This is a genomic window from Azomonas agilis, assembly GCF_007830255.1.
GTDB classification, from domain to species: Bacteria; Pseudomonadota; Gammaproteobacteria; order Pseudomonadales; family Pseudomonadaceae; genus Azomonas; species Azomonas agilis.
Genome location: NZ_VLKG01000004.1, coordinates 205537 through 223945, shown reverse-complemented (window position 1 = coordinate 223945; position 18409 = coordinate 205537). Strand labels below are relative to the sequence as shown.

Below are 18409 nucleotides of genomic sequence, written 5' to 3'. Positions count from 1 at the left end.
GGAGTCGATTGATGAGCGAAAACGCGAAAAAACCGACCAAAAAGAAGGTCGAGCTACTGCCACAGTTCGTCAACTACCGCCATGTGTGGGTATGCATTGAAAGCGAACGTGGCGAAGTACATCCCGTCTCTTGGGAACTGCTGGGCGAAGGTCGCAAACTGGCTAATGCTCTGGGTGTAGAGCTATGCGGCGTGGTCATCTGCGGCCCCGGTGAGCGCGGCAAAGCCATTTGTGGTGAAGCCTTCCAGTACGGCGCAGACAAATGCTACCTGCTGCAAGACGATGTTCTGACCGACTACCGCAATGAGCCCTACACCAAGGCTCTGACCGATCTGGTGAATACCTATCAGCCTGAAATTCTGATGCTGGGTGCTAGCACCTTAGGTCGCGATCTGGCCGGTTCGGTGGCTACCACCCTCGGCACAGGTCTGGTTGCCGACTGCACTGAGTTGGTCATTGATACCGACACCCGCAATCTGGCCTCTACCCGCCCAACCTTCGGTGGTTCGCTGCTGTGTACCATCATGACTCAACGTCATCGTCCGCAAATGGCGACCGTGCGTCCGCGCGTGATGGCCATGCCCGAAGCCGAAGCAGGCCGTAATGGCGAGATCATCGAGGTCGCCTTCTCCATGATCGAAACCAGCATCATCACTAAGGTGCTGGAATTCATCGCCGACGATACCCGTGACAAACCCAATCTGCCCTTCGCCGACATCATCGTGGCCGGCGGTCGTGGCATGAAGAACCAAGAGAACTTCCGTCACGTTTGGGATCTAGCCCGCGTGCTGGGCGCTGAAGTCGGTGCTTCCCGTCCAGTAGTGCAAGCCGGTTGGGCTGAGCTGGATCGTCAAGTGGGTCAATCTGGTAAAACCGTACGCCCTAAACTGTATATCGCAGCGGGTATTTCCGGCGCTATTCAGCATCGGGTGGGTATGGACGGTGCCGATGTGATTATCGCCATCAACATCGACGCTAATGCCCCGATTTTTGACTTTGCCCACTACGGCATCGTGGGAAATGCCAACACCGTTCTGCCAGCACTGACGGAAGCCTTCCGTAGCCATCTGGCTCAGATGAAACAAACGGGCTGAGGACTAAACCATGACTGAAAAATTTGATGTGATCGTGGTTGGGGCGGGCATGGCGGGTAACGCTGCCGCCTACACCTTGGCCAAAGGCGGACTCAAAGTTCTGCAAATTGAGCGCGGCGAAACCCCCGGCTCTAAAAACGTACAGGGCGCCATTCTGTATGCAGATGCCCTGTCCAAAATCATCCCTGATTTTCGTAACGATGCACCTTTAGAGCGCCATCTGATTGAGCAGCGGGTTTGGGTTACGGATGAAAACTCCTTTGTCGGTACCCATTACCGCTCAGAAGATTTCAACAAAGAGCCCTACAACCGTTACACCATCATCCGTGTGCATTTTGACCAGTGGTTCAACAAAAAAGCCCGCGAAGCCGGTGTGTTGACCATCTGCGAAACTACTGTAACCGAGCTGTTGATTGAAGACGGCAAGGTAGTGGGTGTACGCACTGACCGTCAAGGCGGCGAAGTACGCGCGGATGCGGTGATTCTGGCAGACGGTGCTAACTCACGTCTGGCCGTAAAAGCCGGATTCCAGAAAGAAATCAAGCCCGAAAACGTGGCGCTGGCGGTGAAAGAAATTCACTTCCTGCCCCAAGAAGTCATCGAAGCACGCTTTAACATCGGCGAAGACGAAGGCGTAGCCATCGAGCTGGCCGGTAGTATCAGCGCTGGCATGATGGGCACCGGCTTTCTCTACACCAACAAAGAGTCTATTACTCTGGGTGTAGGCTGCATGGTCTCGGACTTCAAAGAGAACAAAATCACTCCTTACGATCTGCTGGACAAGATGAAGGCTCACCCCTCCATCGCGCCTTTGATCGCCGGCAGTGAGATGAAAGAATACGCCGCGCACCTGATCCCCGAAGGTGGCTACAACGCCATTCCTAAAGTCTTTGGTGAAGGCTGGATGATTGCCGGTGACGCAGGGCAGTTCGTCAACGGCATCCACCGTGAAGGCTCCAACTTGGCCATGACCACCGGCATGCTGGCAGCCCAAACCTTGGTTGAGCTGAAAGCGGCTGGTAAACCCTTCACTGCATCAAACTTAGCCGAGTACAAGCGCAAGCTGGACGATAGCTTTGTGATGAAGGACTTGAAGAAATACCGTCGCATGCCGGATATCTTCCACAAGAACAAACAGTTCTTCACCACTTACCCGGATCTGATCTCCAAGGCCGTTCAATCCATCATCCGTGTGGATGGCATGGACAAGAAGACCAAGGAAAAAGAAATTCGTAAGAGCTTCGTGGCTTCCCGTTCAATCTTTGGCTTGATCGGCGATGCGTTTAAATTCTGGCGCGCGGTTGAGTAAGGGGACAGAGCATGTCTAAGATCGAAGAAAAGCTGTTCCAAGACCGCTACCGGGTAGATTCAGGCCGTCCGCACATCAAAATCAAAGACCCTGACCACTGCACCGAATGCCTTGAAAAGCAGTGCACTATTTGCTGCCCTGCCGGTTGCTACACCAAAGAAGACAGCGGCAAAGTCGTACTGGTAACTGACGGCTGCCTAGAGTGCGGTACCTGCCGTATCATCTGCCAAGACAGTGGCAATCTGGACTGGGAATGGCCTCGGGGCGGTTTCGGCATCCTGTTTAAATTCGGTTGAGGGATTGAGGTATGGATACAATCCAGCGCTTTCTGGCTCATGCCATTCAACTGGAACAAGAGTCGGCCCGTCGCTATGAGGAACTGGCGGAAGCCATGACTACAGTGGGCGATGCTGAGGTAGTCAACTTCTTCCGGCAGATGGCGCACTACTCGCGTCTGCATCTGAAGGAAGCCATGGAGCGTGGTGGATTCCACAGCCTGCCTGACTTGGCTCCCGAAGACTACGATTGGCCGGACGGATGCAGCCCTGAAGCGGCGGTTTGGGAAGGCGTAGATGCCTTTATGACCGTGGCAGCCGCTTTGGAACTGGCATTAGATGGCGAACAGCGGGCTTGCAATTACTACCGCCTGATCGCCGATACCAGTACCGATCCGCAGGTAAAGCGGATGGCTAACGATTTTGCTGAGGAAGAAGCCGAGCATGTAACTCAGCTCGGTCAATGGCAACAGCGTTTAAAATTCTAAGCCATTTGCCATAGTTAAAAGAAATCCCGACAAGCTCTAAGTTTGTCGGGATTTTTATGTAAGAAAAATACTGTTTAGAGTTGAAACCGATAGCCCACACCCGTTTCCGTAATGATATGGCGTGGCTGAGCAGGATTAGCTTCAATTTTCTGTCGTAGATGGCCCACGTAAACTCGCAAATACTGATGGCTTTCCACGGCCTTACCGCCCCAAATCTGCAATAACAACTGCTTATGGGTCATCACCCGTCCGGGATTAGAGGCTAACAGTATCAACAAACGATATTGGATATCCGTCAAACGTAATAGTTCACCACCACGGGTCACTAAACGCTTAATGCAATCAATCCGAAAATCGCCAAACTCAATTACTGAGGCCTGCTGACCCGGTTGAGCGGGCATTCTGCGTAGTAAAGCTCGCACTCTAGCCACTAACTCTGATACACCAAACGGCTTGGTTAGATAATCATCAGCCCCGGAATCTAAAGCAGCTACTTTACTGCTTTCCTGAGTACGCGCTGAAAGAATTAAGATTGGTATTAAAGACCACAGCCGATAGTCTCGAATAAAGTTAATACCGTTTCGATCCGGTAATCCTAAATCAAGAATTAGTAAGTTGGGATTGCAAGATCTAACTTCCACCGCCGCTTGAGCCGCCGTTGCAGCCTCTACAACTTGATAGCCCTCACCTTCTAAAGTTACTTTAAGCAAATCTCGGATCTGCTGATCATCCTCTACTACTAAGATGGTTTGGGTTTCCATCAAACATCATCCTCAAGTTCACTGAGCATAGGAGGGTTGCCTAACGGCAACCGCAAACGAAAACAAGCCCCTCCCCCTGTTCGATTTTCAGCAGTTACTTGTCCACCATGAGCCTCTGCAATAGTACGTGCAATGGCCAATCCTAATCCAACTCCAGGAATATTAGATTCTGTCTGTCCCCGTTGAAAAACACCAAATAACTCTTCAATACCTTCAGCAGGTAGTCCAGGGCCTGAATCACAGATCATAACATCTAAATTATCCCCTGTACGACGCACAATAAGTTCAATCGGCAAATCACACATAGAATATTTAATGGCATTCTCCAATAAATTCCATAATACACGCTCAATTAACACCGCATCAAAACGCAAAGGAGGTAAATCGGGGGGGATATCTAAAGTAATCTCGCTATTTCTCCACTGAGATCGTATCTGACGTAAAGTAGCTCCAATTACCTCATCAATAGGCTGCCATTCCTCATTAAGCTCAATCTGCCCTGAACGTAAACGAGCCATATCTAACAAGTTAGTAACCAATCGATTAATAGAAAGTGCTTGATTATGCAGTGATGTCAACATTGCTTTTTGTCGTTCAGGTGAGGCTTTGCCAAGGGCTAAACTCTCTGTTAAGCCCAATACCACCGTTAAAGGTGTTCTCAAATCGTGAGACAAGGCAGAAAGTATGGAATTACGTAGAGATTCTGCCGATCTGCGTATCTCAGTTTCACGTGCTATTTCAGCAAAATATATCCGATCTAAAGCAACTCGAATGACTGAAGCGACCGTTTCTAATAACTCTGGAGACGAATTGTGTAAATCAAAATTATTTGATAACTCACATAATAAAAAATAGTCTGATGTTAGTGGTAATAATGCTATTCTTTTATCAATCTGAATTACAGGTTTCTGTGTTTTTTTTATTGATTCTAAAGCTTCCAAAGAAACTGGGAAATTAGCTTTGGTCTCATGACAAGAGACTATTTTAATTTTTAAAATACCTAAGGTTAGCCCTAAAAACTGATCAGCAACTTTCTCAACTTCAAAAGGTGTCTTAGTCCCAGTTAAATGTTTAGCTAAATCATATAAGGTTCTAGCTTGAATTTCTCGAACCTGTATCTGCTCAGCCTGTACCTTTAAAGATGCAGTAAGATGGCCAACCAGTATAGCAACCACCAACATAATAAGTGCTGACAACAGGTGTTGAACCTCAGTAATGGCAAGCGAAAACAATGGTGGAACAAATACATGAGCATAAAGTACTGCATTTAATATAGCATTCAATACAGCAGCCAACCGACCATAATGGCTTCCAATAACTACAACAAGAAGTACATACAACAACGCCATATTGGATAAATTAAGCTGGCCTTGTGCAGGAAGTAGAATAAATGTTAAACAAAAACTACTGATACAAGCAGGAAATAACTTATTTAAACTCATAAATAATCTTCAATTAATATTCAAAATAGTCCAACGAATTAAACTTAAAAATCCAATATATTTAGTGTAATAAATTTTAAAGCACAAATAAAAAATAATAAGGCATATATAAATATATATTTATACTTTTAAGTTACAAAAACTTCTTTTATAAGTTATCCACAGCCATTGGCATAGCTGAGAGTCCAATTGGCATAGCTGAGCACAAAATTGGCATAGCTGAGCACAAAATTGGCATAGCTGAGAGTCACCCCTTCTAAAACCCGCATGGCTCTAGGGCTCCAGAGCACAAAAAACGACTTAAACTATATTTAAACTATATTTAAACAAGAGAGGCTTGGCTAAAATACCCGAATTAATACCTATCAACCCTGAGGATCAGCTAATGGAAGAGGATCAAAAACAGCGGCACAACCTACGTATGCAACGTAAAAAAGCAGTTGTAGACACCGCCATCAACAGAGCTAACCAATCACGCGGTACCCTGATTCTTATTACCGGCAACGGTAAAGGTAAAACCACCTCAGCTTTCGGCACCCTGTACCGTGCCTTAGGACATGGTCAATCTGTAGGGGTGGTGCAATTCATCAAGGGAACCCAAGCCAGCGGTGAAGTCATTTTTCTCCAACAACAAGCTCTCACCAGCACAGTGCGATACCATGCTATGGCCACTGGCTTCACTTGGGACACCCAAAATTGGGACGAGGACAAAAGAGCTGCAGATGAAGCTTGGACTCAAGCCTCTCAAATGCTAAAAGACCCAAACCTCAGTCTAGTGATACTGGATGAGCTAACTTATATACTCAAATATCATTACCTAAATACAGCCGAAGTTTTAGCAGCAATTAAGACTCGCCCTCCCATGCAAACAGTCATCATCACAGGTCGGGCAGCACCACCTGAGCTCATAGATCAAGCAGATACAGTGAGCGAAATCGCCGACCGAAAACACGCTTTTAAAGCGGGCATTAAAGCCCAAGCAGGCATTGATTTTTAATGCTTCGACTATTTGTATTTTGGCTAACTTGGATTCCACTTACCCAAGCCAATGAACCACTCCCGCACGTCATGTCAACTAATCTCTGTGCGGACATACTGCTATTGAGCCTAGCCGACCCAAAACAAATCATCTCCATATCCAAACTCAGCCAACGAGCTACGCACTCCTCGTTCGCATTTCAAGCCAAACGGTTTCCAGCCAACAGTAGCAGCGCGGAGGAAGTGATCGCTGCTCATCCTGAATTGGTTCTAGCTTCACGCAGTTGGAAAGGCCGCCACCAAGCACACTTAATGACTCGTGAGGGTATACAAGTCATTCATGTTCCTTTCCCTAAAGACTGGAGCGGCATACTAGATGGGACAAAACATCTAGGAACGGCACTCAAACGTGGCGATACCGCTAATCATTTAGTTGCAGATGTCAAAACGCGCCTAGAACACCTAAAAGCGAAGACAGCTAACAAATCCATAAGTGCCCTTTACCTCAGGACTAACGGAGGAACAGCGGGTTCTACGACTCATATAGACGCAGTATTTAGAGCAGCGGGTTTAACTAACCAACAAGCTGATTCAGGACGCAGCGGTTGGGGACGTTTAGCCTTAGAAGAAGTTATCGCCCGTCCGCCTGAATTAATCGTATCAGCACCGCTCGTACGGGATACGGCCTATGCGCGTACTCGCTTCAGTCGCCACCCTAGCTTACAGGCATTAACCAAAACGGTTCCGGTCGTTCAGTTAACCCATAACGATTGGGGCTGCGCAAATTGGACCTTGATTCAAGCCGCTGAAGAGCTTGCCGCTGCTCGCCAAAAATTGCTACCGGAGCAACATCCTTGAGTACGCTACGTTTGAATTTGATCTTGAGCGGTACGTTGACATTACTGGCACTCTACTCACTGACTTTAGGGCCTGTATCCATTAGCTTGACTGATATCGTCAACAGCTTACTGCCCATCAACTCGGCTCCTGCTGACGAAATAGCACGCCGACACCAAATTATCGTGGCTGAAATACGTTTGCCTCGTGTATTACTCGCCATCCTTGTAGGAGCTTCTTTAGGAATGGCGGGAGCTGCTTTACAAGGGCTACTGCGCAATCCTTTAGCGGAGCCTGGGTTGTTAGGCATTAGTTCCAGCGCCAGCTTGGGGGCTGTATTGTGTTTGTATTTCGGCTTAGCCGCACTGAACCTATGGCTATTACCCATTGCTGCTATGGGATGTGCAGCCTTAGCAACACTGATGCTATACCTCATCGCTTGCCGAGGAGGCAGTAATCTAACTCTAATCTTGGCAGGTATTGCCCTCTCCTCTCTAGCAGGAGCCTTAACCTCGTTGGCAATCAACCTAGCACCTAATCCTACGGATGTTCAGGACATTGTGCTATGGCTACTCGGTTCCTTGGCGGATCGCAGTTTTGAGGACATTCATCTAGCCCTACCCTTTATCCTCCTAGGTTTAGGTTTGCTGCTATCCTGTGCCTGTTCATTGGATGCCTTAACTTTAGGTGAGGATGAGGCGGCCAGTTTAGGTGTTCAACTAACGAGCTTACGCATTCGAATCGTGCTAGGGACGGCTCTCTGTGTTGGAGCTAGCGTAGCCGTTACAGGCTCTATAGGTTTTATCGGCTTAGTCGTGCCTCATATGCTGCGGCGCTTAGTGAACTATCGCCCGGCTTACCTACTTTTACCCAGTGCTTTGGGAGGCGCTTTATTGCTGTTAGCGGCCGATGTCGTATTGCGTTTGGTCAGTGCAGAGGTTGAACTCATGCTCGGTGTCGTCACTGCTTTGATTGGAGCCCCATTTTTTTTGATTTTGGTATTACGGCAACGTGCTGGGGCTAACTTATGAGCTTTTTACGGGTTCAGTCTCTGTCGGTACACAGCCAAACTACAACCTTAGTAGATAAGATTTCCTTGACGCTTGAGCGTGGTGAGTTGTTTGGCCTAATTGGCCCCAATGGAGCCGGAAAAAGCACTCTACTACGGGCCATCGCTCAGTTATTAGCTCACACAGGGGCCGTTTACCTAGAAGAAGACTCTCTGAGTCATTTAGCACCCAATGCTCGTGCTAAACGCCTAGCCTACTTAGCTCAAGCAGATGCCGTAACTTGGCCACTGCAAGTAAAGGATTTTGTCGCCTTAGGCCGTCTACCCTATGGATATCGAGATGAGCTGGGGCAAGAAGCCATCGCTCAGGCTTTAGCACAGATGCACTTACAGCCCTTAGCCCAGCGCCGTATGGACTGTCTTTCTGGAGGAGAACGCGCACGAGCCCGTCTGGCTCGCGCTTTGGCCGTACAAGCGCCGCTGTTGTTAGCTGATGAACCTGTGGCCTCATTAGATCCTTACCATCAGCTCAGCGTTATGGAACTATTACGTACTCAATGCACTGCCGAGCGAGCCGTCATAGTGGTACTACACGATCTCACTCTGGCCAGTCGGTTTTGTGATCGCATTTTGCTAATGCATCAAGGACAGGCCATTGCCTGTGATGCGCCACGCCGAGTACTGACTGCTGCTAATCTACAGCGGGTTTATCGAGTGCAGGCGATGCAAGGCGAGTATGAGTCCCAGCCCTATGTATTACCTTGGCGCTGTACCCCTTAACATGTCCACCAAAATGTCAAACCCGTATCCAAGCGATTTTCCGAGGATAAAAACAGATGTCTACCTACACCAAAATACCCTCCACCATTGTTACGGGGTTCCTCGGTAGCGGAAAAACCACCTTACTGCGCCATATTCTTGCCCATGCAGAGGGGCGGCGGATTGCCGTGATAGTGAATGAATTTGGCGAGTTAGGCATTGATGGTGAGATTTTGCGTACCTGCCGCATTGGGTGTGATGGGGATGATACCGAGCCAGAAGGCCAAATCTATGAGTTAGCCAACGGTTGCTTGTGTTGCACGGTTCAAGAAGAATTTTATCCCGTTATGCAACAATTAATCGCACGTCGCCAAGAGATTGATCACATACTGATTGAAACCTCAGGCCTTGCTCTACCTAAGCCTTTAGTTCAGGCGTTTCATTGGCCAGAGATCAAAAACGCATGCACCGTAGATGCAGTGATTACTCTAGTCGATGTACCTGCTACGGCGGCGGGCCAATTTGCTGCCAACCCGCAGGCCGTGGATGCACAACGCCGTGCTGATCCTAACCTAGATCATGAGTCCCCTCTGCACGAGTTGTTTGAAGATCAGCTCTCTGCCGCTGATTTAGTCATATTGTCTAAAACCGATTTGGTGGATACTCAAGCGCGCATCTTGGTCGAAAACCTAGTACGCAAAGAGCTCCCCGCAGAAGTCAAGATCATTGCCAGCGATCAGGGTCGTGTGGATCTTGATGTTATTTTAGGGGTTGGGGCGGCTTCAGAAGACAGTATTCATCAGCGCCACAGCCACCATGAGCATGGGGAAGGCGAAGAACATGATCACGACCATGAAGCCTTCCAATCCCTTTCTGTGGCCTTGCCTTGGGTTGATTTGGAGCGCCTGCTGGCTATTTTGAACGATCTGGTGCAGACCCATAAGCTGTACCGCGTTAAGGGCTTTGTGGCGTTGAAAGATAAGCCCATGCGCTTAGTCGTACAGGGGGTTGGGCGACGTTTTGAGCAGTATTTTGACCGTCATTGGCACCTTGGTGAACCACGTCAAACCCGCATCGTATTGATTGGTGAGGATTTAGACTCCAAATTGCTGACCCAAGCTTTAAGCGCCGCTGTGTTGACTGAGGCCGCCTGATGCATTTACTCGCCGCTCAGCCGGGGGGATTTATTGAGGATGACTCAGTCGTTACTCGTATTGAGCAAGATCCTGCGGATATTGTCATCCTCAGTGCAGCAGATACTACCTTGGCGTTGCTGGCGGCGGCCTGTCCTCCAACGGACTTTGCCACCGTGCGTTTGGCCAATTTACTGCATTTACGCCAGCCCGCTTCCGTTGATCTTTATCTGGATGAGGTACTGCAACAGGCGCGGGTGATCGTCATAGATCACCTAGGTGGGGAAAGTTATTGGCCTTATGGCACGGAGCAAATTGGGACGCTGTGTCGCGCCCGTAACATTGCCTTAGTGATGTTTTCAGGTGATACCAGCGAAGACCTGAATTTGTTGCTGCAAAGCACTGTCGAGATAGAGGTAGCTCGCACCCTGTGGCGGTATTTACGCGAGGGGGGATTAACCAATGCACACAACTTCTATCGTTTTATCGGTGTGCATTTTTTAGCGAAAACCAGCTCCATTGCACCTCCCAGCCCTTTGCCAGCGGCTTGCGTATTTCATCCCTCTGGAGAGGATTCTCCACTGTCTGTATGGCAGGCAGAATGGCAGCCGGATGCGCCCTGTGTCCTATTGCTGTTCTACCGTGCTCATCTGCAAGCGGGCAATACGCGCGTATTTATACAACTCTGTGAAGTGTTAAAAGCTCAGGGGTTAAATCCCTTACCCATTGCCTTAACTTCCTTGAAGGAAGCGCACAGCATCCATTTGGTACGCCAACTGGCTCAGGCCCACAAAGTGGCTTTGATTCTCAACACTACCGCGTTTGCCCGTTCTGCCTTGGATGATCCTGAGGATCATGCATTGGTGGGAGATATTCCGGTATTTCAAGTCATCCTCTCTGGTAATAATCAAGAGCAGTGGCGGGCTGATACACGAGGGCTTGCTCCGCGTGATATTGCTATGAATATTGCGCTACCTGAGGTGGATGGCCGCATCATTACTCGAGCGGTCAGTTTTAAGGGCTTAGACCACCATAATCCTTTAACGCAAAGTGATGTGGTGTGCTATTGCGCCCAACCCAATCGCCTCAATTTTGTGGCTAAATTAGCTCAACGCTGGTGTCGTTTACGCAGCCTAGCCAATGCTGAAAAGCGCATTGCCCTGATTTTGGCTAACTATCCGACACGCGAGGGACGTTTGGGGAACGGTGTCGGTTTAGACACGCCCGCCTCAGTCATTGCAATCCTACGGCGACTGCAGGAGGAAGGTTATAGGCTTGAGGCTGTGCCAAAAGACGGCGATGCCCTGATGGATCGTCTTAAAGAAGGCATTACCAACGATCCAGAACAGTGGGCTTTGCGCCCTGCTCGGCAAAGTCTTGCGCTAGAGGACTACCAGCGCTGGTTCCATCAACTGCCCCGAGCTAATCAAACCGCCGTTATTCAGCGCTGGGGAACCCCCGAAGCTGACCCCATGCTGCGCCAAGGGCGTTTTATGTTAGCGGGATTGCGCTGTGGCCATGTATTTATTGGGATTCAACCGGCGCGCGGTTATCAGCTAGATCCTATGGCCAGTTACCACGATCCGGACTTAGTGCCGCCGCACCATTATTTGGCTTTTTACTATTGGCTGCGTGAGGTATGGAGTAGCGATGCGTTTGTGCATGTTGGCAAGCACGGCAATTTGGAATGGCTACCTGGCAAAAGTGTCGCCCTGTCTGATGAGTGTTGGCCGGACTTAATCTTCGGGCCAATGCCGCATCTGTACCCCTTTATCGTCAACGATCCCGGCGAAGGTACACAGGCTAAACGCCGTGCTCAGGCGGTGATTATTGATCACCTGATGCCGCCCTTAACCCGCGCTGAAAGTTACGGCCCCACTCGTGATTTAGAACGACAGGTAGACGAGTATTACGAAGCCTTAATGCTGGATCGCGGCCGTGCCGATTTACTGCGCCGTCAAATTTTGGATCATATCCTGCGTCACAACCTGCATCAGGATTTAGGGCTGAAGGTTCCTCGTTCAGCAGAGGAAGAACAGCAGCTACTCAACCGTACTGATGCGTATCTGTGCGAGCTTAAAGAGGCACAAATTCGTGATGGTCTGCATGTCTTCGGTCATTCACCTACGGGGCGGTTATACAGGGATACTTTATTAGCCTTGGCACGTCATCCCATCGGCAATGCTCAGGGTCGGAACCAAGGATTAACTACTGCTTTAGCCAAGGACTTGGGCCTAGTGGATTTTAATCCCTTGGAAGCAGATTGGGCGGCTCCTTGGACAGACCCCTGTCCAGCCGTATTGGCATCGGTTCATGCAGATCCTTGGCGTACCACAGGAGATACCCGCGAGCGTTTAGAGTTAATGGCTTTGCAGGTTTTGGAGTGCGGGTTTTTGCCTGAAACTCAGGATACTCAGTGGCCGAGCACCTCCGCGGTTCTGGCGCGTGTAGCGACTGAACTGCAACCACGATTGGAAGTCTGTGGAGCCCAAGAGCTATTCCAATTGATGCGGGGATTATCCGGTCGTTTCGTTCCGGCTGGCCCCAGCGGAGCTCCTACACGCGGCCGACCAGATGTATTACCCACGGGGCGCAACTTCTACTCAGTGGATACGCGCTCCATTCCCACCCAAACCAGTTGGGTGCTGGGCTTGCGCTCTGCCGAGCGATTGATTGAGCGCTATGTGCAAGAGCACGGAGATTATCCGCGTGCCATAGGCTTGTCCGTTTGGGGCACGGCCACTATGCGTACCGGCGGAGACGATATTGCCCAAGCCTTTGCCCTGATTGGAGTGCGTCCCCAATGGGCTGAGGGCAGTCATCGCGTAGCCGACTTTGAAATTTTGCCTATGTCGCTGCTGGATCGACCACGCATTGACGTTACCTTGCGGGTTTCGGGGTTTTTCCGCGATGCCTTTTCCAATGTGATTCGGCTGTTTGATGCAGCGGTACAAGCCGTAGCGGCCCTTGACGAGCCTGAGTCGGTAAATCCGATTCGCAGTCGCATATTGCGCGAAGCCGCTACTTTGGAAGCACAGGGCATACCCAAGGATTTAGCACAACGTCAGGCGGGTTATCGAGTATTTGGATCAAAGCCCGGTAGCTACGGCGCTGGCTTGCAAGGCTTGATTGACGGAAAACATTGGAATGAAGACGCAGACCTTGCCCAAGCCTATCTAAATTGGGGCAGCTATGCCTACGGTCAAGCCGATGAAGGAACGGCAGCATTGCCCAGTTTTGCGCAGCGTTTAGCCAACATTGAGCTAGTGCTACACAATCAAGATAACCGCGAGCATGACCTGCTGGACTCCGACGACTACTATCAATTTCAAGGCGGTATGGCGGCTGCGGTACGTCATTTGAGTGGTCAACAACCCACGCTGTATTTTGGAGACCACAGCAACCCCTCTGCTCCAGCCGTTCGCTCACTGCAAGAGGAAATCAGCCGCGTAGTGCGCAGTCGAGTCACTAATCCTAAATGGATCGCGGGTGTTAAGCGGCACGGTTACAAAGGCGCTTTTGAGATGGCCGCTACGGTTGACTACCTGTTTGCTTTCGATGCCACCGCACGCGTGGTGCGGGACGATCAATACGCCCGTCTGACTGACGCTTATCTACAAGATCCCGATACCTGTGACTTTTTACTGCGTCATAACCCCGATGCCTTGACCGAAATTTGTGAGCGCCTACTGGAGGCAATGGATCGAGGTCTATGGGCTGAACCCGGTATTTATCGAGATTGTGTAGAGCAGCATTTGCTTAATGCCGAACAGCATCAGGAAGCACGATGAATCCTAGTTTTCCACCGGCTTTTCCTTTTACCGCCTTGCAAGGTCAATCGCTGTTGCAAATGGCCTTACTGTTAACCACGGTTGATCCTCTGATTGGGGGGGTACTGATCGAAGGGCCACGGGGTACGGCAAAATCCACAGCCGCCCGAGCCTTAGCCGGACTCTTACCCAATGGACACTTTGTAAACCTGCCCCTATCCACTACTGAAGAGCAGTTGGTGGGTAGCCTAGACCTAGAAGCCGCCTTACAAAGTAGTGAAGTGCGTTTTCGTCCGGGCTTGTTTGCCCGTGCCCATGAAGGTGTGCTGTATGTGGATGAGGTCAATTTATTGGCCGATGGCTTGGTCGATCTGCTGCTGGACGTATGTGCTAGCGGCATCAACCGCATTGAGCGTGATGGCATTAGCCATAGTCATCCGGCACGGCTTGTCCTGATCGGTACTATGAACCCTGAGGAGGGTGCATTACGCCCACAGCTTCTGGATCGTTTTGGTCTTTTTGTGCGCTTAGAAGCGCGTTTAAGTCCGCCCGAGCGGGAGGCCATTGTGCGTGTTCGTCTGGCCTTTGATGCTGACCCTATCGCTTTTTCTAGGCAGTATGCGGCGAATGAAACTGCTTTAGCCGCTCGTATTGCCCAAGCTCAAGCCTTGTTACCCAGTATCGCCTTTGACGACCTGAGTCATGCCCAGGTGGCGGAGCGTTGCTATGCCGCTGCTGTAGAGGGTGTACGGGCCGATTTGGTGATGTTGCGGGCCGCCCGCGCCCATGCGGCTTTAGCAGGGCGAGCTTATATGGAGGTAGTAGATATAGAGGCGGTAGCTGAACTGGTTTTAGCCCACCGGCGCTCTTCGCAACAGCAACCACCTGAAACTCCGCCTTCCCATAGTAATCAGCAGCCTCAACCGGAGGCTCATTCGAATTCGGACATGGAAAATTGGGGGGCATTACCACCAGAGACTCCCCCCATAACTTCCGTTAAATCTCTGAGGCCACTTCCCACAAAAAAAGTCTAGCGCGTTCACCTGTTCCCGGTCAGAGAACGAGTGGACGCAGTGTTCGACTCAGTCGTGCCAAGGCTAGGGCACATAAGATCAATCAGCGTATTGATTGGTTGCCGACTCTGTTAGCTAAGGGCGCGGCGACTTTAAAACTAGAGCATTTGCGTTATCAGTTGGCCCCCACAGGAGGAGCCGTATTGCATTGCATTGTGCTGGATTGTTCTGCCTCCATGTTACGGGGCCAGCGTTTATCTAAGGCGAAAGGTTTATTACAGGCTTGGGTTGACCACTGTTATCAGCGGCGGGAATCTCTAACCTTGATTGGTTTTTCAGGACAAGGAGCCTATGTATTGAAAGCGCCAGGTAAAGCCGCAGCCTTTAATCATGCTTGGATTAGCGCTATTACGGGAGGAGGTGCTACGCCGATCCAAGCTGCGCTGGCCTTAGCAGAGCGCCTCTTGGCCAAACATAAGGAACCTATAGCACTGTGGCTGCTGTCTGATGTTCGTTTTAGCCAGCTTCCCCCGCGTCCTAGTTTTGCAGCCCAGACTACCCTGATTGATTTTGATCAGGGAGCACGTACTTTAGGACGAGCGCAAAAGCTGGCTCAGTTATGGCAAGCTGATTGTATTGATGTTGACGAATTAATAAGGTAATTGGGTTATTCCCTACTGTAGGGAATAACCTGTATTAATTAGTTACAAATACTACTTCAGTAATTGATCACAACGAATATTAATCGCTGAGCCATCCAATACTTGTTCTAAAAAAGCTAATAAGGCTTGGGAATGTTGTTCAAACTCTTGGGGTTGGAACATAGAAGGGTCTGCATCAATGCTTAAAATCAAAGCCTCGGCATCACTGCGGCCACGGTAGGTAATGTTAAACCCATCACCGGGGCCACTGGCTAATACTTGGTGTTTCACCGTACAACCTTCAAACTCAGGGGCATCAAAGGGCAATACATTGACCAATGGGGAGAAAAAGTACCGAGTTCCCTCAGATAATCCCTGATCTGTAGCCAATTGCTCAATACGGTAACGACCGTGAGCCCGTTGTTTGCGCAGTGTGCAAGAGAGCTGACTTAGGGTTTCCCCTAAGGTTGCTTCAGGTTTAGGTTGAATAAATAAAGGTAGAATATTCACCAATAAAGCCGGCATATAAGCCCCTACACTGCCCCAACGGTTCATAAAAGGGAGCCAAAGGGGCAAAGCTTGTTGGCCATCGTGATCTTGTTGGCGGTAATGATAGAACAGGTACAGTCCAGAGATCGCAACCAATAAATCCGGCCATCCCATTTCCATTTGAGCCGCTATTTGGTGCATACGGTTAATGAGGGGCTTGGGCAACTCATACTCAAAACTCAGCCCAGTTTCCTCGCCGCCGTAGTATTCGTCTTCTTTATGCAGAATTGGCAGAGCTACGGGCACGGACTTTAGGTAGTCGTCCCAAAACGCACGATCTTTCTCAAACCGTGGACTTGCGCAGTAGCTTTGATCTTCATCGAGGTATTGGGCGAAGGAATGGAATGGAGCTCCCGCATCTCCCTTACCCAGATAATGCGCGTACAGCTTGGCACAGCGCTGTTCAATCAACACCATACCAAAGCCATCCAGAATAATGTGATGGGCGCGAATGTACCAAAGGTAGCGATCGGCTCCTAACTTAAACAGCCATTGCACAGACAGAGGTTGGGTTAGCAGATTCAGTTTAGCGGCCACATCCGCTTGCATCATCTGGCTGGCGGCTTGATAGGGATCAGCGCGATCTTGCAGATCAATCAGTTGCAGTTTGGGTAAACGACAGGGGTCGCAGTGTTGCATGGGCTTGGTTTGCCCTTCAGGAATATAGAAGCGCAAAGCCAGTACATCAGTTTCATGCACGGTGGTTTCAATGGCTTTAAATAAAGCCTCTGGATCTATGCCTCCTTGGATATCCAGATAGTGCGCCACGGTTGATACCGGCTGATCGGGGTGCAGAGAAAACTCTTCCCAAAAATCCAGTTGGGCCAGCGTTAGACGCATTTCATGAGTGCTCAGACTATGTTCTGACATGATGTAAACCTTAGAGGACATTTGTGCAATAAAACTCTGTACGAAGGAATAACGCGGACTAGCCCCTAAATAGGGCCGAGGGTATTCCTTCTCCATTTTTAAAATATTGATTGATATTTGCTTATATAAATAATTAATAGCAAAAAGCCAGTATATAAATATACCTTAAGTGTTGATTGAGTGAGCTTATATAAAATGTTGACATTTGCAGTTAAAAATAACAATGATAAGTTTTATCATTTAACTGGCAGACAGGAAACCTATGATCAGTATGGCCTCGGAGGCATATGAGTACCTATCGGAATCACCTCAGCCCAATGAAACGGAATTCTTATTTACATCAATGCAACATGATCTGCGTGCTACCGGTAAGGTAGCTGAGATTATTACTCCTGCTTTTGGAGGTGGCTGCGAACACAGTAACTTCCAACAAGCACTGCGTGGGGCAATGGAGCAAGCCCGACAAGCAGGGCAGGTCAATCCCATTGTTGTAGGCGCGATTCCCTTCGATTTGACCCAAGCCTCTTGCCTGTATATTCCAGCGCAATATCAATGGGTTGAGCGCTCAGAACCTATTCATGTATCACGTGAAACCAAAGATAGCCCCACCTTACTCAATCAGCGCAGCATCCCCGATGAGCAGGGCTTTAAAAAAGCGGTGCAGCATGCCATTGTTAATTTTCAACACTCTGATATTCGCAAAGCGGTGTTATCGCGTATTTGCGAATTAGAGTTTTCAGAGCCTGTAGACGTACAGCGGTTGTTGGCCAGTTTGCGGGTACAAAATCCCAGCGGATATCAGTTTCGCGTACCGCTCTCTGAAGGAGGAGAACTTATAGGTGTTAGCCCTGAGCTGCTGTTGCGCAAGCAGGGCGCACAGATTGAATCGAACCCTCTGGCCGGTTCTGCTAAACGCCAAGCCGATCCTGAGCAAGATCGTGCCATAGCAGATCGTTTGATGACCTCCCCTAAAGATCAGTATGAGCATCATTTGGTCATCGACGAAATTCGGCGTGTTTTAGAGCCTCATTGTGCAGAGCTGGATATTCCAGATCATCCTTCGCTGATGTCTACTTCGGCTTTGTGGCATCTGTCTACACAGATCAAGGGTCGTTTGCGTAATCCCGAATTGAACGCTCTACAGCTAGCCTGCCAACTGCACCCAACTCCGGCGGTATGCGGATACCCGACGGGACAAGCGCGCAAATTGATCAACCTCGTAGAGCCCTTTGAGCGCGGATTATTCACCGGTATCGTGGGTTGGTGTGATAGTCAGGGCAACGGTGAATGGGTAGTTACCATTCGTTGTGGCATTGTCCAGCACAAAAATATTCGTCTGTTTGCTGGGGCGGGCATCGTAGAGGCTTCACAGCCCGATGCGGAATGGAATGAAACTCAGGCTAAGTTAGGCACTATGTTAAATGCCTGCGGCTTGGGTTGGATTAATAGTTTGGATACTCCCGCATAAGCTGAGGTATTTT

The 18409-nt window shown here is 49.5% G+C and carries 16 protein-coding genes; 13 read left to right on the top strand and 3 right to left on the bottom strand.

The features are described from left to right. The first annotated feature begins 11 nt into the window (after window positions 1–11). From LX59_RS07325 to LX59_RS07310, 4 genes are read left to right on the top strand one after another with little or no spacing between them, the layout of a single operon-like run. Window positions 12–1094 carry an electron transfer flavoprotein subunit alpha/FixB family protein gene (locus LX59_RS07325; RefSeq protein ID WP_144571195.1) on the top strand — a complete coding sequence of 361 codons (1083 nt, stop codon included), beginning with the start codon at window positions 12–14 and terminating at the stop codon, window positions 1092–1094. A 10-nt stretch (window positions 1095–1104) separates the two neighbouring features. Continuing rightward, window positions 1105–2403, top strand: coding sequence for an FAD-dependent oxidoreductase (locus LX59_RS07320; RefSeq protein ID WP_144571194.1), 1299 nt, complete (start codon window positions 1105–1107; stop codon window positions 2401–2403). Between the two features lie 11 nt (window positions 2404–2414). Next, window positions 2415–2699 (top strand): ferredoxin family protein, encoded by a 285-nt coding sequence (locus LX59_RS07315; RefSeq protein WP_144571193.1) that lies wholly within the window; start codon window positions 2415–2417, stop codon window positions 2697–2699. A gap of 11 nt (window positions 2700–2710) precedes the next feature. Beyond that, entirely contained in the window at window positions 2711–3166 is a 456-nt protein-coding gene (locus tag LX59_RS07310) for a ferritin-like domain-containing protein (RefSeq protein WP_144571192.1), read from the top strand. A gap of 74 nt (window positions 3167–3240) precedes the next feature. Here LX59_RS07310 and LX59_RS07305 read toward each other — a convergent pair whose 3' ends face one another. After that, window positions 3241–3927, bottom strand: coding sequence for a response regulator (locus tag LX59_RS07305; RefSeq protein WP_342779677.1), 687 nt, complete (start codon window positions 3925–3927; stop codon window positions 3241–3243). Next, window positions 3927–5369 (bottom strand): ATP-binding protein, encoded by a 1443-nt coding sequence (locus LX59_RS07300; RefSeq protein WP_144571190.1) that lies wholly within the window; start codon window positions 5367–5369, stop codon window positions 3927–3929. Before LX59_RS07300 ends, LX59_RS07305 begins: the two co-directional genes overlap by 1 nt. 385 nt (window positions 5370–5754) lie before the next feature. Here LX59_RS07300 and cobO point away from each other — a divergent pair, with 385 nt between their 5' ends. The 8 genes from cobO to LX59_RS07260 all read left to right on the top strand — a co-directional run bounded on the left by cobO (window position 5755) and on the right by LX59_RS07260 (window position 15530). Next, window positions 5755–6366 (top strand): cob(I)yrinic acid a,c-diamide adenosyltransferase, encoded by a 612-nt coding sequence (cobO, locus tag LX59_RS07295; protein WP_144571189.1) that lies wholly within the window; start codon window positions 5755–5757, stop codon window positions 6364–6366. Next, on the top strand, window positions 6366–7205 hold the full coding sequence (locus LX59_RS07290) for an ABC transporter substrate-binding protein (protein WP_144571188.1): 840 nt from the start codon (window positions 6366–6368) through the stop codon (window positions 7203–7205). Before cobO ends, LX59_RS07290 begins: the two co-directional genes overlap by 1 nt. Beyond that, window positions 7202–8215 carry a FecCD family ABC transporter permease gene (locus LX59_RS07285; protein WP_144571187.1) on the top strand — a complete coding sequence of 338 codons (1014 nt, stop codon included), beginning with the start codon at window positions 7202–7204 and terminating at the stop codon, window positions 8213–8215. The genes LX59_RS07290 and LX59_RS07285 overlap by 4 nt, the downstream gene beginning before the upstream one ends. Further along, the gene (locus LX59_RS07280; protein ID WP_144571186.1) at window positions 8212–8973 is read left to right on the top strand and encodes an ABC transporter ATP-binding protein; all 762 of its coding nucleotides are present in this window, start codon (window positions 8212–8214) and stop codon (window positions 8971–8973) included. The genes LX59_RS07285 and LX59_RS07280 overlap by 4 nt, the downstream gene beginning before the upstream one ends. Window positions 8974–9029: 56 nt before the next feature. Beyond that, window positions 9030–10106, top strand: coding sequence for a cobalamin biosynthesis protein CobW (gene cobW, locus LX59_RS07275; protein WP_144571185.1), 1077 nt, complete (start codon window positions 9030–9032; stop codon window positions 10104–10106). Next, entirely contained in the window at window positions 10106–13876 is a 3771-nt protein-coding gene (cobN, locus tag LX59_RS07270) for a cobaltochelatase subunit CobN (RefSeq protein WP_144571184.1), read from the top strand. Before cobW ends, cobN begins: the two co-directional genes overlap by 1 nt. Then, entirely contained in the window at window positions 13873–14889 is a 1017-nt protein-coding gene (locus LX59_RS07265) for a magnesium chelatase ATPase subunit I (RefSeq protein ID WP_144571183.1), read from the top strand. The genes cobN and LX59_RS07265 overlap by 4 nt, the downstream gene beginning before the upstream one ends. Before the next feature lie 98 nt (window positions 14890–14987). Then, window positions 14988–15530, top strand: a complete 543-nt coding sequence (locus tag LX59_RS07260) for a vWA domain-containing protein (protein ID WP_211354833.1) — start codon at window positions 14988–14990, stop codon at window positions 15528–15530. A 51-nt stretch (window positions 15531–15581) separates the two neighbouring features. Here LX59_RS07260 and LX59_RS07255 read toward each other — a convergent pair whose 3' ends face one another. Next, a complete protein-coding gene (locus tag LX59_RS07255; RefSeq protein ID WP_211354832.1) occupies window positions 15582–16928 on the bottom strand; it encodes a condensation domain-containing protein in 1347 nt (448 codons plus the stop codon). Window positions 16929–17199: 271 nt separating this feature from the next. Here LX59_RS07255 and LX59_RS07250 point away from each other — a divergent pair, with 271 nt between their 5' ends. Then, window positions 17200–18396, top strand: a complete 1197-nt coding sequence (locus LX59_RS07250) for an isochorismate synthase (protein ID WP_211354831.1) — start codon at window positions 17200–17202, stop codon at window positions 18394–18396. Window positions 18397–18409: the final 13 nt, after the last annotated feature.

What these genes read in the sequence shown, in the direction of transcription:
- LX59_RS07325 (WP_144571195.1), top strand. Translation starts at nt 12, where the DNA reads ATGAGCGAAAACGCGAAAAAACCGACCAAAAAGAAGGTCGAGCTACTG.
- LX59_RS07320 (WP_144571194.1), top strand. Translation starts at nt 1,105, where the DNA reads ATGACTGAAAAATTTGATGTGATCGTGGTTGGGGCGGGCATGGCGGGT.
- LX59_RS07315 (WP_144571193.1), top strand. Translation starts at nt 2,415, where the DNA reads ATGTCTAAGATCGAAGAAAAGCTGTTCCAAGACCGCTACCGGGTAGAT.
- LX59_RS07310 (WP_144571192.1), top strand. Translation starts at nt 2,711, where the DNA reads ATGGATACAATCCAGCGCTTTCTGGCTCATGCCATTCAACTGGAACAA.
- LX59_RS07305 (WP_342779677.1), bottom strand. Translation starts at nt 3,927, where the DNA reads ATGGAAACCCAAACCATCTTAGTAGTAGAGGATGATCAGCAGATCCGA.
- LX59_RS07300 (WP_144571190.1), bottom strand. Translation starts at nt 5,369, where the DNA reads ATGAGTTTAAATAAGTTATTTCCTGCTTGTATCAGTAGTTTTTGTTTA.
- cobO (WP_144571189.1), top strand. Translation starts at nt 5,755, where the DNA reads ATGGAAGAGGATCAAAAACAGCGGCACAACCTACGTATGCAACGTAAA.
- LX59_RS07290 (WP_144571188.1), top strand. Translation starts at nt 6,366, where the DNA reads ATGCTTCGACTATTTGTATTTTGGCTAACTTGGATTCCACTTACCCAA.
- LX59_RS07280 (WP_144571186.1), top strand. Translation starts at nt 8,212, where the DNA reads ATGAGCTTTTTACGGGTTCAGTCTCTGTCGGTACACAGCCAAACTACA.
- cobW (WP_144571185.1), top strand. Translation starts at nt 9,030, where the DNA reads ATGTCTACCTACACCAAAATACCCTCCACCATTGTTACGGGGTTCCTC.
- cobN (WP_144571184.1), top strand. Translation starts at nt 10,106, where the DNA reads ATGCATTTACTCGCCGCTCAGCCGGGGGGATTTATTGAGGATGACTCA.
- LX59_RS07265 (WP_144571183.1), top strand. Translation starts at nt 13,873, where the DNA reads ATGAATCCTAGTTTTCCACCGGCTTTTCCTTTTACCGCCTTGCAAGGT.
- LX59_RS07255 (WP_211354832.1), bottom strand. Translation starts at nt 16,928, where the DNA reads ATGTCAGAACATAGTCTGAGCACTCATGAAATGCGTCTAACGCTGGCC.
- LX59_RS07250 (WP_211354831.1), top strand. Translation starts at nt 17,200, where the DNA reads ATGGCCTCGGAGGCATATGAGTACCTATCGGAATCACCTCAGCCCAAT.